Origin of the sequence: Halobacterium sp. KA-4, from assembly GCF_021028995.1 — an archaeon.
In the GTDB taxonomy this organism is placed as follows: domain Archaea; phylum Halobacteriota; class Halobacteria; order Halobacteriales; family Halobacteriaceae; genus Halobacterium.
The window spans coordinates 18,733-33,111 of sequence record NZ_JAJJZG010000020.1 but is presented as its reverse complement, the minus strand read 5'-3'; the positions used below and the strand labels follow the sequence as shown (position 1 = coordinate 33,111).

General features: G+C 56.4%; 8 protein-coding genes. 5 read left to right on the top strand and 3 right to left on the bottom strand.

Annotated elements, in window-relative coordinates; all coding sequences use genetic code 11:
• Positions 1 to 27: 27 nt before the first annotated feature.
• A complete protein-coding gene (locus tag LPA44_RS15395; protein WP_230890406.1) occupies positions 28 to 2,616 on the top strand; it encodes a PD-(D/E)XK nuclease family protein in 2,589 nt (862 codons plus the stop codon).
• Positions 2,613 to 5,474, top strand: a complete 2,862-nt coding sequence (locus LPA44_RS15390) for a UvrD-helicase domain-containing protein (protein ID WP_230890405.1) — start codon at positions 2,613 to 2,615, stop codon at positions 5,472 to 5,474. The genes LPA44_RS15395 and LPA44_RS15390 overlap by 4 nt, the downstream gene beginning before the upstream one ends.
• 478 nt (positions 5,475 to 5,952) lie before the next feature.
• On the opposite strand, the gene LPA44_RS15385 is transcribed toward LPA44_RS15390, so the two are convergent.
• Positions 5,953 to 7,116 carry a hypothetical protein gene (locus LPA44_RS15385; protein ID WP_230890404.1) on the bottom strand — a complete coding sequence of 388 codons (1,164 nt, stop codon included), beginning with the start codon at positions 7,114 to 7,116 and terminating at the stop codon, positions 5,953 to 5,955.
• The gene (locus tag LPA44_RS15380; RefSeq protein WP_123622885.1) at positions 7,109 to 8,863 is read right to left on the bottom strand and encodes a DEAD/DEAH box helicase; all 1,755 of its coding nucleotides are present in this window, start codon (positions 8,861 to 8,863) and stop codon (positions 7,109 to 7,111) included. Before LPA44_RS15380 ends, LPA44_RS15385 begins: the two co-directional genes overlap by 8 nt.
• A 154-nt stretch (positions 8,864 to 9,017) precedes the next feature.
• On the opposite strand from LPA44_RS15380, the gene LPA44_RS15375 reads away from it, so the two are divergent.
• The 3 genes from LPA44_RS15375 to LPA44_RS15365 all read left to right on the top strand — a co-directional run bounded on the left by LPA44_RS15375 (position 9,018) and on the right by LPA44_RS15365 (position 13,439).
• The gene (locus LPA44_RS15375) at positions 9,018 to 9,590 is read left to right on the top strand and encodes a hypothetical protein (protein WP_230890403.1); all 573 of its coding nucleotides are present in this window, start codon (positions 9,018 to 9,020) and stop codon (positions 9,588 to 9,590) included.
• 55 nt (positions 9,591 to 9,645) lie between these two features.
• Positions 9,646 to 12,861, top strand: coding sequence for a DUF499 domain-containing protein (locus LPA44_RS15370; RefSeq protein WP_269070304.1), 3,216 nt, complete (start codon positions 9,646 to 9,648; stop codon positions 12,859 to 12,861).
• A 116-nt stretch (positions 12,862 to 12,977) separates the two neighbouring features.
• Positions 12,978 to 13,439: a SocA family protein gene (locus LPA44_RS15365; RefSeq protein ID WP_230890401.1), complete on the top strand. Its 462-nt coding sequence runs from the start codon at positions 12,978 to 12,980 to the stop codon at positions 13,437 to 13,439.
• Between the two features lie 32 nt (positions 13,440 to 13,471).
• Here the strand turns inward: LPA44_RS15365 and LPA44_RS15360 are convergent, their stop codons facing one another.
• Complete coding sequence (locus tag LPA44_RS15360) at positions 13,472 to 14,356, bottom strand: IS1595 family transposase (RefSeq protein WP_230890400.1); 885 nt, start codon at positions 14,354 to 14,356, stop codon at positions 13,472 to 13,474.
• Positions 14,357 to 14,379: the final 23 nt, after the last annotated feature.

Sequence of the window (14,379 nt, the reverse complement as noted above, 5' to 3'; positions counted from 1 at the left end):
TTGAAAGCCACCTGAGTCCGATAGTCCGTGTCAATTACACGAGCGAAGTCTATCGATTCTCTCTACGAGGAATGCAAGGATTTCGACCTTGTGCTCGTGCCGGATGCGCCGATGGCGAGTGCCCTGAACAGGCGTCTTGACCAACCTCACTTCGGGCCATTCGCGATCACACCACGGCGCCTGGCTGCCCGACGCCGAGAACAGGCCGAGGATCGACTTGCGTTCCTCGAAATCATTCAGACAACTGACCTCAACTGGAAGGAGACGTCCTATGCGGTCGGGAACATCCTCCAGTGCTGGGAATATCAGGGGACGGCTAACGCTATTCTGGACTACGAGCAGTTCGCGACGACGGCAACGCACACTGCTGTCGACTGTATCGCAGAGATGGACACGACATCTAACCGTCTCACTGAGTACAGTATCGAAGCCGACACGTCGGTCGCTGTTGTCGGCTTCAAGCAGCTTACCGAACTCGAACGCTCGATCCTTCCCCCAGACTACGAGACGGTCGACCCGTTCACCGAGGGGTTATTCGATCATCCATCCTTCCGCATTCTCGATTCACCGGCCGCAATCGTCGACGCGGTCCTCGATACGGTCACACCGGAGAACGCCGATGACGTGGCTGTCGTCCTCGATGCAGCCAGTCAGTATTCCTCGCTCATTGAGTCGGCGCTGGAAGCGGCAGAGATTCCATACTACGGCGGTCCGGGATTCAACGACGATGCCCGTCACCGCGCATTCTTACAGCTCCTTCGAAGTGCTCACGCTGGCCGAGATACACGAGTAGGCGACGTTCGACCACTCCTCACCCAGCTCGGGATGCCCGTCGACATCGAGCACGACGAGAAGCGTCTCTACGACCTCGACCACCCGGAAGTAGACTGGCTCCTTGAGTTCCGTGATGAGATTCGTGCCCGCACATTCGAGGAGGCCATCGACGAATACGAAGCAGTCACGGATGCCTCTATCGACGCCTTCAGAGAGGAACTCGCGACGGTCGGCCTCCTCGACGACGCCGTCACCGAACCGGCAGTTGACCGTCTCGAATTCTACTTGCAGTCGTACGAAGTGCCTGTGGATCGGGAGAACGAAGGTGTCCTATTGGCAGATGCAAAATCGGCCGCTCATGTCGACCGCGCCGTCGTGTTCTATCTCGGCCTCGACGAAGGTTGGACACATTCGTCGCCTCGTCGCCCGTGGGTCGACCGAGATCAGGAGTTTGAACGGAACATTCGGCAGTTCCAACTTCTCCTGCAGAACGGCGTCGACCAGTACTACCTCGTGCAGGACACCGCCGGTGGAACGCCTGTCACCCCGTGCCTATACTTTGAGGAACTGTTCGACGAGGAGTTCGACCGATTCAGTGATTTGGACTCACTGCAGCATTCACGGGCGTCTCGGACGACACAGGACGGATTCGAAAAAGAACCACTCGATGTCTCCCACGAGGACGTCACCGCACTCAGCCAGTCGAGTCTGAACTCCTACGTCAACTCCCCCCGTGATTACTTCTTCAGTCGACTCGTCGACAACCCGGACAAGGACCACTTTAGGGAAGGGAACCTGTTCCACGATTTCGCGGAGTTCTATGTCTCGCATCCGGACGCCATCACGTCTGATACACTCGACGATGTAGCCGCAGCCATTCTCGACGAAGTCGACCCGTTCCTCCGGGGCGTCGACCGGGAAGTTCGACTCACCAAGTACCGCGTCGGTCTCCAGACCATCGTTGAATTCCTGAATGCAAACTCACCTCACGGTGACGGCCTGGTGACGCCTGACGGTGGTTGGGGAGAGAACTTCTTCGCCGAGTATTACGACCGCCCCATCGATGCGTCGCACACTGAACGTTGGTTCGAGAACACTGATCTCGGGTTGAAGGGCAAGATCGACCTCGTTCACAGCCCGACCCGACTCCTCGACTACAAGAGTGGCTCAAAGAAGTCAGCATACTCGATTGTAAAGCATTCGGCGCTCGATCCACCGAGCGACAAACCGAACTTCCAGGCGTTGCTGTACCTCGCTCACCAGCGGACCGAGCACCCGGATGAGGAACTGCGATTCACGTTCTTCCACTTCCTCGAAACGCTTGACGATGTGGTGACTGGGAATGGTTCTCTCGAAGACTGCCTCACTACGGTGACCTACTATCCAGTCACCTTCGAGGAATACATCGCGAGCCCAGATGTCTTCACGGAACTGCAGGAAGACGCCGCGAACGACTGTAACAAGACCTTCTCGAAGTCGACATTTGAGGTCTACCAAGCGGTGTTGGATGCGTATGAGGTCCCGGACACCAGCGACAGCGACGAACTCATCGAATCAAAATTCGGCGACGCGCTCACAGAGCGACTGATCGCTGATGTCGGGGACTACAAGTACGTGAAAAACGGCTGTAAGCAGGCCCTGAGACACTTGCTCCGTATTCGTAACCAGAACTATTTCACCGGCGATGTGGATGCATTCGAGCAGTTTGTCCAAGATCGCCTATCGGAGTTGAACGACCGTCGTGCCGGTGATGAGCGCTTCCCGGTTCAGGGACTCGGTGGCGATCCAAACTATCGGTACGTGGACAACCGCGATTGCATCCTGGAGGGTGAGTCACGATGACTGCACCAAACGACCAACAGCAAGACCTCATCGACAGCAAACAGGGCATCCACGTTGTCGACGCCGGCGCAGGGACTGGAAAGACGTTCACCGTCACCCGTCGCTACGCCGAAATCGTCGACCAAGACGACGTCGAACCTGAGGACGTCCTCCTCGTGACGTTTACCAACAACGCGGCGACGGAGATGAAGGACCGAATCGTCGCCCACTGTGACTACGGGATGCGTGAACTCTCGGACGCACCGATCCAGACGTTCCACAGCCTCTGTCACGACATCCTCATGGAACACGGCTTCGAGGCACCGACGCTCCTCGGCATCGACGACCGCATCACGGGGTCCACACGTGTCCTCGAAGACGAGAACGTCGAGAAGGCGCAATTCCGCGAGTTCATCCGTCGGTTCAGCGACGACCATCCCGAGTACGACGACTTCTTCCGCGCTATCGAGGAACCAGTCGAACTCCTCGGGTTAATCAATCAGCTCGCGGCGAAAGGTGTCTTCCCGACGGCCGATGGCTGGTACCGGAACGGCGAGCGGCACCTGGACGGTGATTTCGAGGCGTTCCGCGAGATCTTCGACGAACTGAACCAGCCCCGAAACGACGGGAACAAGCAGTCGAAGCTTCGCTCGAAACTCGGCGGCTACGGGGACGACAAGTGCTATCTCCCAGACGCGCCCAAGGAGGACGAGATCCGTGGCGGATGGGGTGAGAAGCAGGTTCCTGATGGCGTCGCACAGCTGGTGTTTGACGAACAGCGAGAGGCCCTCAAGAACTTCGTTCACGACGTCTACCACGAGTACCTTGCGTTCGCGCTCAGTCGGAACTACCTCAACTTCAGCTTTCTCCAGCTATTTGCGTTCGTCCTGCTCTGTGACGACCACCGACTCCGCGACGACGTCGCGTTCGAGTACGTGATGATCGACGAGTTCCAGGACTCCAGCGAGATCCAGTTCAAACTCGCTCTCTTGCTCGCGGACACGAACAACGTCTGTGTCGTCGGCGACTGGAAACAGAGCATCTACTCGTTCCAGTACGCGGCCGTCGAGAACATCACCGAGTTCGAGTCCCGCCTGGATCGGTTCGTCGACGAGCTCAACGAGGACCACGAACGAGTGTCGTGGGCGACCCGCCCGATCATCGATATTGAGCTAGTCGAGAACTACCGGTCGACGCAGGACATTCTCGACTTCTCCGAGCACAGTCTGGTGACGCCCGCGGCGAGCACGGACGACGTCGACGAGACGGCCGTCCGAGACCGCATCGTTTCGCTCTCCTCGAACGCCTCGCACGAGAACTCCCAGATAGAGGCGATTCGACACGAAGACGAACACGAAGCCGTTCTGACCAAGATTCAGGAGATCGTCGGGAACGACGCGTATCAGGTTGAGGAGGATGGGGAACTTCGTTTGCCAGAGTACGGTGACATCGCCGTCCTCACCCGGACTCGTGACTTCGGCCGAGAACTCCTCTCTGTCGCCGAAGCGTATGGGTTGCCGATGGCATACGAAGGAGGCATCGAGTTGTTCCGGTCTGACCCGGCGAAGCTTCTCTTGGCGTGGTTGCGAATTCTCGAATCCGACGCGGAGCGAGGATGGGCAGTCGTGCTTGAGGAAGCTGGCTACACGCTCGACGAGGTCAAACACATCCTCGATAGTGAGGAGTATCCCACCAATATGCAGGCGTTCAAGTCGGAGCTTGCGTCACTGGAGACGGTCGGTGGGGTTGTCCAGCGCGTGTTCTCCCAGTACGACTACGTCGGGGCGTATGCCGACGTGCTGCTGACGACGATTCAGTCCGTCCACAGCGCGACGACATTGACACGAGGTGACCTCATCCGATTCATCGAACGCGGCATCGAGGACGGAAGCACCCATGAAGTCCACGCGAGCGCCGGTATGAATTCGGTGACGGTCCAGACCATCCACGCGGCCAAGGGACTCGAGCATCCCATTGTCGTGCTCGCGAACATGAACTCCCATTGCTTCCCGCCGTCAGGCGGGAACAGTAACGCGATCACGTTCGCCGATCCGATTGGACTACGCCAGCGGAAACTCTACGCCGACGATCATGGGTATCCTCACATCCACGACAACTGGCGGGCCGATGTCCTTCGAAAGTGCCTGCCGCGTGGATACGACGAAGAACGACGCTTGCTCTACGTCGCGATGACGCGAGCTGAGAGCCATCTCGTGTTCGCTGCAGGCGAGAGCCCGAACACGTTCATTGAAGAGCTCCCGGTCGACATCGAGGAACTGGAGCCCGACATTCAGGAAGACGACATCGACGAGACGACGCAGGCACACTTGCAGATTGCTGTCCCGACGCCGGATGGTCCAGTCGGTCACTCGCCACATACGCTGATGCGTGACGATGTGTTCGAGGATGTTGATGACGGGAGAGGGACAGCGTTCGGAACGCAGACCCACGAGTTTGCTGAGCGGTACGTACTGGAAGGAGACGTCGAACCCTCGAACGACGACGAGCGTCACCTCAAGTCGCTCATAGACTCGCTCGATGGTGAGCTACGAGTTGAGGTGGATGCGTATCTGCCACTCACTGTCGACGGCGAGCAGGTCACCATCTCTGGAATCATCGACCTCGTTCACATTCGTCCCGATACCGTCGAGATCATCGACTTCAAAACCGACCTCGGGCGGCACGCCGAGGGGGAGTATCGGAAGCAACTCAGCGTGTACTATCACGTGCTGAATGAATGGTTCTCTGGTCGAGAGGTGACCGCAGAGATCTTCTATACTGCACAAGGGGTCCGTGTTGATATTGATCCACTCTCGAAAGCGGACCTAGTCGCGCTGATTAGTCAAGAACAGCGTTCGGAAGCCAGCATTCTCGAGTAGTCGTACCGCAAATCCAGATATCTCCTTCGACATATCCGGAATTCGTTCGGGGCCAAGTTGTTCGGCGGCAACGGATTCCTCAGAGCAGAGAAGAACATCCGCGCACTCAGCACCGACCGAGATGAATTGAGGGTGCTTGTTACTTGTCTGGTGCCATGCATGCGTTTATACGGTAGAAGAGTCAAAATCAGGTCGACCAATGAGTCTTGATGAGGCCGTTGAAGAAGCGCTCGCGACGTACAATATGTCGCGCAGCGAAGAGGCCGAGGAAACGGGCCGAACAGTCGCCCCCCTCCAAGACTAACAGCGCCATATCACCGAGGTTTCGAATCTTTTCAGCAAATTCTCACTTCGGTAGCCCTGGCGTTGCCTTCAGTTCCGGATATCCAGCTCGTTCGGCGGCTTCCCTGACGAATCAGTGTGCTAGCTGTATTCGCTCAGCGGCTTTGCTCTATTGAACTATCGAGGGGTCGCCGTATCACCGCTCTTTGATACAACTCTGGCATTTGAGTCCATCTGAAACCGTTTGAAGCGGGTTGCGTTCGGTGAGTTCCCGTTCACACGACGAACATCGAACAGTATCGGATACACCGATTCCACTCCCGTATCCGAGAGTAACGGTTTGATGTATGCTACCGTCGATAAGTTCGAAATCAATCTCGCCTCGCTCGTACTCAACTTCCGTCAGAGTAAGCGGTGTGACCTGCACGTCAAGTGAGTGCCGCTCTCGGATTTCTCGTTGTCGATTGGGGAATCCACTGTCACGGCGCTCCTGTAATTCGTTGAGCGTCTCGTCGAGTTCCTCGTACTCCGATTTGAGTTCTTTCCGTTCTCGCAACGCTTGGACGCGTGAATCCTCGTCTCCTGTGTTGATCTTCTCACTCAGATCGTTGATCTTCGACGACAGGTTCGAGTGTTCTTCCTGTAGCTCCTGGATACGCTGTTGTTGCATCTGACGGTACTCTTCAACTTCTGAATCTGCCGCACGCGAGGCTTCTCGATGAATGTCGTCGAGCTGCCCCTGTACGCTTTCCAGCAACAGTTCCCGGGCTGTTTCGAGGAGAGGTCGCACATCTGTCTTGGTCAGCTGTACAGTGCCACTAGTGGCCGTCTCGCTCTCTACTGTGGTGGTGTCGAGGAATGTCTCCGCCAGTTTTGGAAGGCTCTCCTCTGATCGCGTGTCTACAGCGACGGCGCGGAGAAGCTCTTGCTGGTATTCACTGACGGTCTCGATACCGACACGAAAGAGAACCACGATGGCTGTGCGGTCGTAGTACGGAGTGAACTGTGCGCTCTGTACCTCGACAGCGCCGTTTTGGATCCACTCCGGACTCTCGATGTCAGATTCACTCTCTATCGACAGCTTGCCAGACGGCGATCGTTCACCCGCCTCACGGAGTAGCTGTTGAAAGAACGCACTCTCTGGATGCAGCCGTTTCGTTCTATCATCGTCATCGTCTGGAGTACCCTCCCCCCGGATGAGTGTGTGTCTCCCGTGGGTAATCTCGGTGTCTGTGTCATCGGGTACCGACACCAGCCAGCGATCGTCACTTCGCTCGATGGAACAGCCGATAGATCGGAGATACCGTTCTGTGAACTGCTCTACCACAGATTGCGTGACAGAAATCGAAGCGTCAGTCATCGCTCTCCCCCAGATCGAATCCTTCGAACACACCGCTATTGAACTCCTCAAGTTTGTCGGCGAGTTCGCGCTGTTCCTGGAGGTCAACTGCCATCGCATCGAAGTCGTTCTCAAGATCGACTTCGGAATCAGCGGCCACCAACCGTTCGAAGATCTCGTCTTCGAAGCTTGTTCCCGACTCTTCCAAGCGGCTCAAGATTGAACTCAGTTCTCCGACGCTCTGCTGGAAGAGATCGATCTTGTGGTACAACCGTTCCAGTACGTACTCTTCGACTGTATCTTTCAACGCCATGTTGAAGATGAATACGTCTCGCTTCTGGCCGATCCGGTGTACGCGTCCGATACGTTGTTCAACACGCATCGGATTCCACGGCAAGTCTAAATTAACTAATATATTGCAAAACTGTAGGTTACGGCCTTCACTCATGGCGTCAGTTGAGACAAGGATTCCTCCTTCTTCTTCGAAGTCCTCGACAATTTGCTCCTTCTCGCTGCTTGAGTGCCCGCCGTGGAATGCGTGTACTGTGTATCCCTCCGAGGCAAGCCTGTCGAGGATCTGCTGTTGGGTTGCTCGGAACTGGGTGAAGACGATGACTCTCCCCATCTCGACGTTGTCGCGGGCTTCTTCGACGATATCCAAGAGTCGTTCCTGTTTGGTCACGGTATCGATCTCATCGATCAGATCTAAGATAGACTCCAGTTCGTCTGCGTGTGTAAGCTCCGACTGATCGTAGAGTCGCTTCTCGATGGTCTTCTTGAGTGCGACCGGGCTGCTGACGACCTCCTTCTGAAGGAGCATCAGTACGAGCTTTTGACCCTGGTCCTGACTGTACGCCCCTTTGACGTAGTCAGAGACTGCCTGGTAGAGTTCGCGTTCCTTCGGGGTGGGATCGAACGTTCGTGTGTCGATAGTCCGATCTGTGAAATCGATATCTGTGTCTTCCCGTCGGTTCCGGATCATCACTTTGTTCAACCGATCCTGTAGCTCGTCTCGATTCACCAGTGTCTCCTGATTGCTGTTCACGAAGTAGTGGTGGAAGACGTCGCGTGTGCCGAATAGCCCAGGGCGGAGTAGCGAGACGACGTTGTAGAGGTCAGTCAGTTCGTTCTGAATCGGCGTCGCCGTCAGGAAGAACGCGTAGTTGTAGGAAAGTCGGTCAATCAGGTCGTAACGGTCCGTCTCTTCGTTTTTGACGTAATGGGCCTCGTCGAGTACCAAAACGTCCCAGTCGCGATCAAGAACCGTCTGACGATGTCGCTCGCTCTTCGCAGTGTCGATGCTCGCAATGATGTAATTGTGGGCGTCGAAATCTTCGAATTCGTCGTCGTAGTTGCAGACGAAGTCGAGACCGAATTTCTCTCGGAGTTCAGCCTGCCACTGTTTGGCCAGCTGTGCGGGAGTGAGGATGAGGACGGATTCGTCCGTTTCACGGAAGTGCATCTCTTTGAGAATCATCCCGACCTCGATGGTCTTCCCGAGGCCGACTTCGTCAGCCAGGAGTGCTTTTCCGTCCATTTCGAAGAGAGCCCGGTAGGCTGCATCCACTTGGTGTTCGAGAAGTTTGACGGCGTTCTCGTCCAACTCTTTCAGTGACCGGAGTTCTGAATCTGGTTGGCCTGCTTGCAGACGGACTGCTTGGATACTCTGCAGGTGACTCCCATCAGTACCGTCCTCAGACAGTGAATCCAGAAGATCGTCAGCAGATTCGTGTGTGACCTCGATATCGACGAGGTCGTACCCGCTCATACGTTCGTAGAAGCAGGTGTGCGTGAAATACGTTTTGTGACTACAAATCAGCAACCAGGCAGCTGTGTCTCCATTTAGGAAGTGTACATATGCAGCTGAGCTCCCACCGAATCACTAAGTGGGTGTGAAATAACATTAGGGTAGGTAATCAAAGATGACCCAGTGGGCCAGTCACTACTTAGAAATCCCCGAAGCAATCCGAAGTAACGATGCCCTTCAAACGCAGATTGCCGACATCATTCCTGGTCGCCCAATCTATGGAAAGAGGGTAGAAGGTGGCGACCGAGAACAAAATGCACGAGATATTCTTATCGACTTCTTTGACTGCGAAATTGAATATCAAGAGGCATATGAACGTGTTCTACAGGAGCTTCCACGGCGCGAATCGCCGCATTCACACGATAATAATACGTTTAGCAGCGATTGGAATGAGGCCTTGATTCGAATGCAAGCTGTTCGCTTCTACAACCACGGGGCATTTCTACAGCTGAAGGAACTCGGGTACTCAGAATGCTATATTCCACATTCGCCACACGAAGACAGAGGGTCAGAGTGTACAAGGAAACTAGCTGGCGACACGTGGGAAATTGATCCGTTACTTAACCGATTGAAAGAACGGTATGATAACGAGAACTACGACACGCCCGTAACAATCCCTAGTCGGCCGAATTGTACCCACACGCCGATTCCCCCCGATATGTCTGAAGACGACTCACAATACCGCTGAATTCGCGGGACCATAGTGTTTATTGGGTGCCACTGAGGTTTGTTTAAGTATCAAGATGGCACAGACGGGATCCTTACCAAATACGCTCGAAGACACGGTGACCCTCAGCCGCGAGCTTCGGGAAGAAGGACAGATCGATGGGCAGGTAAAACTCTACAATGTTGACGACGACGACGAGTTCGAGTCTGACGCAGCACTCTTTTTCGAACGGACGCTGATGACTCAGGGCCTTCGAGAGGCCCTCTCGATTCTTCGTGATTCCTTGACTGGGGACGACCCGCGAGGCACGCACATCCTCTATGGCCCGTACGGTAGTGGGAAGTCTCACCAGATGGTGGCACTGTACCACTGTTTCGATGATCCCGATGCCGCGGGTGCGTGGGCAAGTGATTCGGTTGAAGGGTTCGACGCTTCGCTTCCAGAGTCGGCGACGCCGATCACGGTTGCGATGCAGAACGAACAGTACGAGTACCTCTGGGAACCGTTCTTCGAGGCGCTTGATTACGATCCTGGGACGTTCGAGTCGGGTGGCTATCCCGATATGCAGACGATTCAGGAGGCCGTCGGCGACACCACTGTCGCATTCTTCGTGGACGAATTGGAGGACTGGTTCGATACGCTTCAGGGTGATCGAAAGAGCGCAAACAAGGCATTCCTCCAGTCACTGCTCGAATCGACCGCGCTCTCGGATCTCGAACTCTACACGATCGTCTCGGTGCTCCGGGAGGGCTCCGAAGTCCACGATATCCTGAACCGCGAACAGGCAGTTGAGGTCAATATGAACAACCAGGTGGACAAGCGCGAGGTCCTGCGCCACCGCCTGATCGACTCCGTAAACGAGAGTGCGGCCCGCGAGATCGTCAACGGGTACTTCGACGCATACGATCAAGCTGACGGGCACGTCGATCTCCCCGACGACTTGCTGTCGGAGATGCACGATCTCTATCCGTTCCACCCTGTGCTTCTGGATGCCCTTGAGACACGCTACTACGCCGATGAGGGCAACCAGAACACGCGCGGGATGATCTACCTCTTCTCGAAGGTTCTCTTGCAGATGCAGGATCAGACGGACCTGATCACACACGGCGACATCGACGCCATCGAGTTTGAGGACGAACTGGCGAAGATCAACTACGAACGACTGAACGCCGCTACCGGTGACATCAAAAGTCGTGTTGACACGGATGAAGTGCCCCACGGTCGTCGCATCCTGAACACGATTCTCCTCTACTCGTTGAAGCCGAGTGAAGGCGAGGGTGCGGAGGTGTCGGAGATCGTGATGGGTGCCTACCAGACAGGTGACCTCGTCTCCGACGTCGTCCTCAACCTCGAACGATTGCACGGCGTTGCATGGCACCTCCACAAGCTGAACGGGAAGTACGCCATTCGTGACCGGCAGAACCCGAACGCACTCATCCGGAACGCAGCTGTGGATGTGTCGGAGACGTCGGCGAAGGCCGAGATTGCGGACTTCATCACGGATATCTTCGGCTCGAATGCGCACCCGGTCGGGTTCCGGACGAACGATATGCGGGACATTCCGGACGACCGTGAGGTGAAGGTCGTCGTGAAGGACGGCCAGTGGACCCAGGACGAGGTGAAGAAGGTCATCACGAACGACGGTCGCGGACGCGAGTGGCGCAACACACTCGTCTTCGTCCAGCCCTCGGGGGACAAGGCCATCGAGTCCGGCACACGGTACATCGACAAGGCGCGGTACATTGAGGGTGCGCGACAGGTACTCGCGGACGAGTCACTCGATGACGAAATCCGCACCTCGATTCGTAGTATGATGGAGCAGGAGGAGAACGAGCTCCGTGAAGAGCTTCAACTCCTGTACGGCGATGTGATCGACGGCGACAATCTGATGGACGATGACGAGTGGGCGAAAGTGGAGCCGATGGATCTCGATGTCTTCGTCCTCGACGAGGCGGAACTCGACGCCTCGAACATTGCGGACTCTGCGGCAGCTGACCCGTTCGACCTCCAGTCGCACGTCTGGGACATCGCCGAGGACCTTCTGGATCGACGTGGGGAAATCTCGGTCGAGGACATCTACGAGCAGTTCCACCGTGACCCGGAACTCCCGATTCCCGGCAGTGCCAACGATGTGTTGAACGCAACCGTCGAAGCGCTCGACGGCAAGCCGGTACTCGCCCGTGATACTGGTGGGTTCCGTGACGACCTTTCCGGAAGCTCGCTGGACACCGTGCTCGTTCAGCAGGATGACGTGGACGTGTGGGGGGTCGATGACGCCGAGCAGGAGCTCCGCCAGCGCTTCGGGAGCGGGACGACTGCGCTCGACATCGGCGACTTCGAACTGGAGCTCGTTGAGGACGGCGAGATCTGGATCGACGGCGACAGCCACGACGTTGTGATGCGGGCTATCGGCCGGCTCGCCCGTGAGGACCAGTACGTCATCGTAAAAGGGAACGAGATCCTCGACAAGCCACAATCCGACGCGACGCTCCGTGACGTCGGCGGTGCGAAGGTTGTCGGTGCGTCGTCCCTTGTGGACCGTATCGAGGAGCATATCAACGACGACGGGTACGCGAATCTCGACACGATCATCGGAGAGGTTCGGTCGGACGAAGCGGTGTTCCTGCCGCCGGACGAGACCGAATCGGTTGCTCGTGAGGCGGTCAACGAGTTCCTCGTCGACGACTACGTGCTGGAGGCCGGCGGTCGGTATCTCGGATCGCTCGGCGATCGCGAGCCGACCACCGTCAAGATTGTCCCGACGGTATCCGACCGAATCGGTGACCAGATTCTGGCGTACATCGAGGACTTGGAGCCGGGTGACCAGTTCACGGTCAACAAGGTCACCGACCGCTTCGACGACAGCGTCACCGAGTATATGGTGCGGACGTTCCTGCTGGAGAACATCGGGAAGGACGAGGAACCGGAGTACGTGGTCAACACAACCGGGTCGGACAAGGCCACCGACTGGGTGCCCGGCTATCCGTTCCGGAAGGCTGATACAGAGGCTGATACGTGGCGCTTCGAGTACAACGGCGACGACGTCGCCGCGATGCGGAGCAAGTGGCGGAACAACCACCAGACGGGGAGCGTTGAGTACGGCGACGTCACCTTCATGCTGCCCGACAGGGAGGGTGTTCCCGGTGCTCTTCAGGGGACCGCCGACGTCGAGCGGACGCAGGTCAGCTTGACGTTGCGGTCCGAACAGGACTACACGAAGGTGCAGGACCTCTTCGAGCGGATGCCGGAAGAGGCGTCGAGCCTGAAGATCGAGATCAGCTTCCAGAAGTAGCTCTGTCTACACCTCTCGTTGAGTCTTTCCAAAGGAGAAGACGCTCGGTGTATTAACGGACAAAGACTATACCCCCAGAACTGAAATATGAATACGAAGGAAAAGGTGTAGGCCCTATGGGATCCATCACAATCGACCGCGAGAGCTTGGTTCCGTTAGCGTTACTGGACGCTATGGATGGTGAAATCCAGGGAAAAACCCGCCTTCAAAAGCTTGCCTTCTTACTCGATGAAGAAGAGCTCGGAGACCAGTTTGACGCCTATACCTACCGAAAGTACGACTACGGCCCGTTCTCTAAATCGCTACTGGAGGATATTGAGGACTTGGAGGAAAAAGGTCTGGTGAAGATTTCGACTGAAAAAACGGTCGGGGGGAATACGCGATATGATTACGTACTGGAAGATTCTGGGAGAAAAGCGGTAGAGCAACTTACGAGCCGAGGTGGAGACATTGATGTCATCTTTAACGCTGCCGAGGCCATTGCTAACGAATATGGCCACCTGTCATTACGGGATTTAATTGAACGAGTCTATGACAGGCACTCTGAGTACACCGAAAATAGCGTATACCAATATTAGTCTACGCTCTTGTGAAGCACATTGTTGGTGAGTCAGAGAACTGCTTGAACGATCTCCTTGAGTGCTTCTCGGCCGGGTTTTCGGAGGATTCGTCGTCGGAGGTGGAACGGTCTGAGATACGCTGTCAGGTTGTCTTTTGAGACGCCTCGATGCGGCGAGAGCCACCGTCGCGCCAGCGACGCGTGGCTCTCGCAGGTGTTCACGTGCGCGTCTCCATCGACGTACTCACCGTCGCCGTGAATCACTGATTCCCGGTGGAAGTTCTCATCGTCTTCTAGCGGGTCGTAGGCCCGAAATCCGTCGGTATAGACAGTCAGCGACTCCTTCTCGTTGTTTTCGAGAAGGAGTCGCACGGTCGTTTCGTCGGCGGATTTCGCTGGCACGGTGTATCGCTGACCGTTGCCGCGATCAACGAGCGTGAATACTGGCGGTTTGTCCTTGGCGTACGTTCCTCGCCCACGTTTCGAAAGGCCACGCGAGCGCGACGGTTGGTCGCGCTCGCGGCCTTTCTTCCCAGCAGAGACATAGAACTCGTCAATCTCGACCGGGCCAACGAGGGAGACGGCTGGCGCGTCGAGCGTTCTGGCGAACTGCTCGACGCGCCGATGCAGCGACCGGTAGGAAACGTCGATTTCAGCGTCTAACTGGTGGATACTCGTGTTGAACCGAACGAACGAGTAGAACGCGAACAGGAGCTTGTCAAGGCCAATCTTCGCGTGTGCGAAGATCGTGCCGGTCTTGTCGTTGAACGTGCGGTCACAATCCTTACAGAGGTACCGCTGATACTCTCGATAGCTGCCGTGTTTGATCACTGATTCAGACCGGCAGTGCGGGCACTGGAGGCCATCGCGCCAGCGAACCTGCTCCAGCAGGTTCGCGGCGCTCGCCTCCGAGCGTAGCAGTTCAAATGGGAACATATCGGGTGACGCGTTCGCGTCAC

Coding starts and splice junctions, on each gene's coding strand:
- LPA44_RS15390 (WP_230890405.1), top strand. CDS start 2,613: ATGACTGCACCAAACGACCAACAGCAAGACCTCATCGACAGCAAACAG.
- LPA44_RS15385 (WP_230890404.1), bottom strand. CDS start 7,116: ATGACTGACGCTTCGATTTCTGTCACGCAATCTGTGGTAGAGCAGTTC.
- LPA44_RS15380 (WP_123622885.1), bottom strand. CDS start 8,863: ATGAGCGGGTACGACCTCGTCGATATCGAGGTCACACACGAATCTGCT.
- LPA44_RS15375 (WP_230890403.1), top strand. CDS start 9,018: ATGACCCAGTGGGCCAGTCACTACTTAGAAATCCCCGAAGCAATCCGA.
- LPA44_RS15370 (WP_269070304.1), top strand. CDS start 9,646: ATGGCACAGACGGGATCCTTACCAAATACGCTCGAAGACACGGTGACC.
- LPA44_RS15365 (WP_230890401.1), top strand. CDS start 12,978: ATGGGATCCATCACAATCGACCGCGAGAGCTTGGTTCCGTTAGCGTTA.
- LPA44_RS15360 (WP_230890400.1), bottom strand. CDS start 14,356: ATGTTCCCATTTGAACTGCTACGCTCGGAGGCGAGCGCCGCGAACCTG.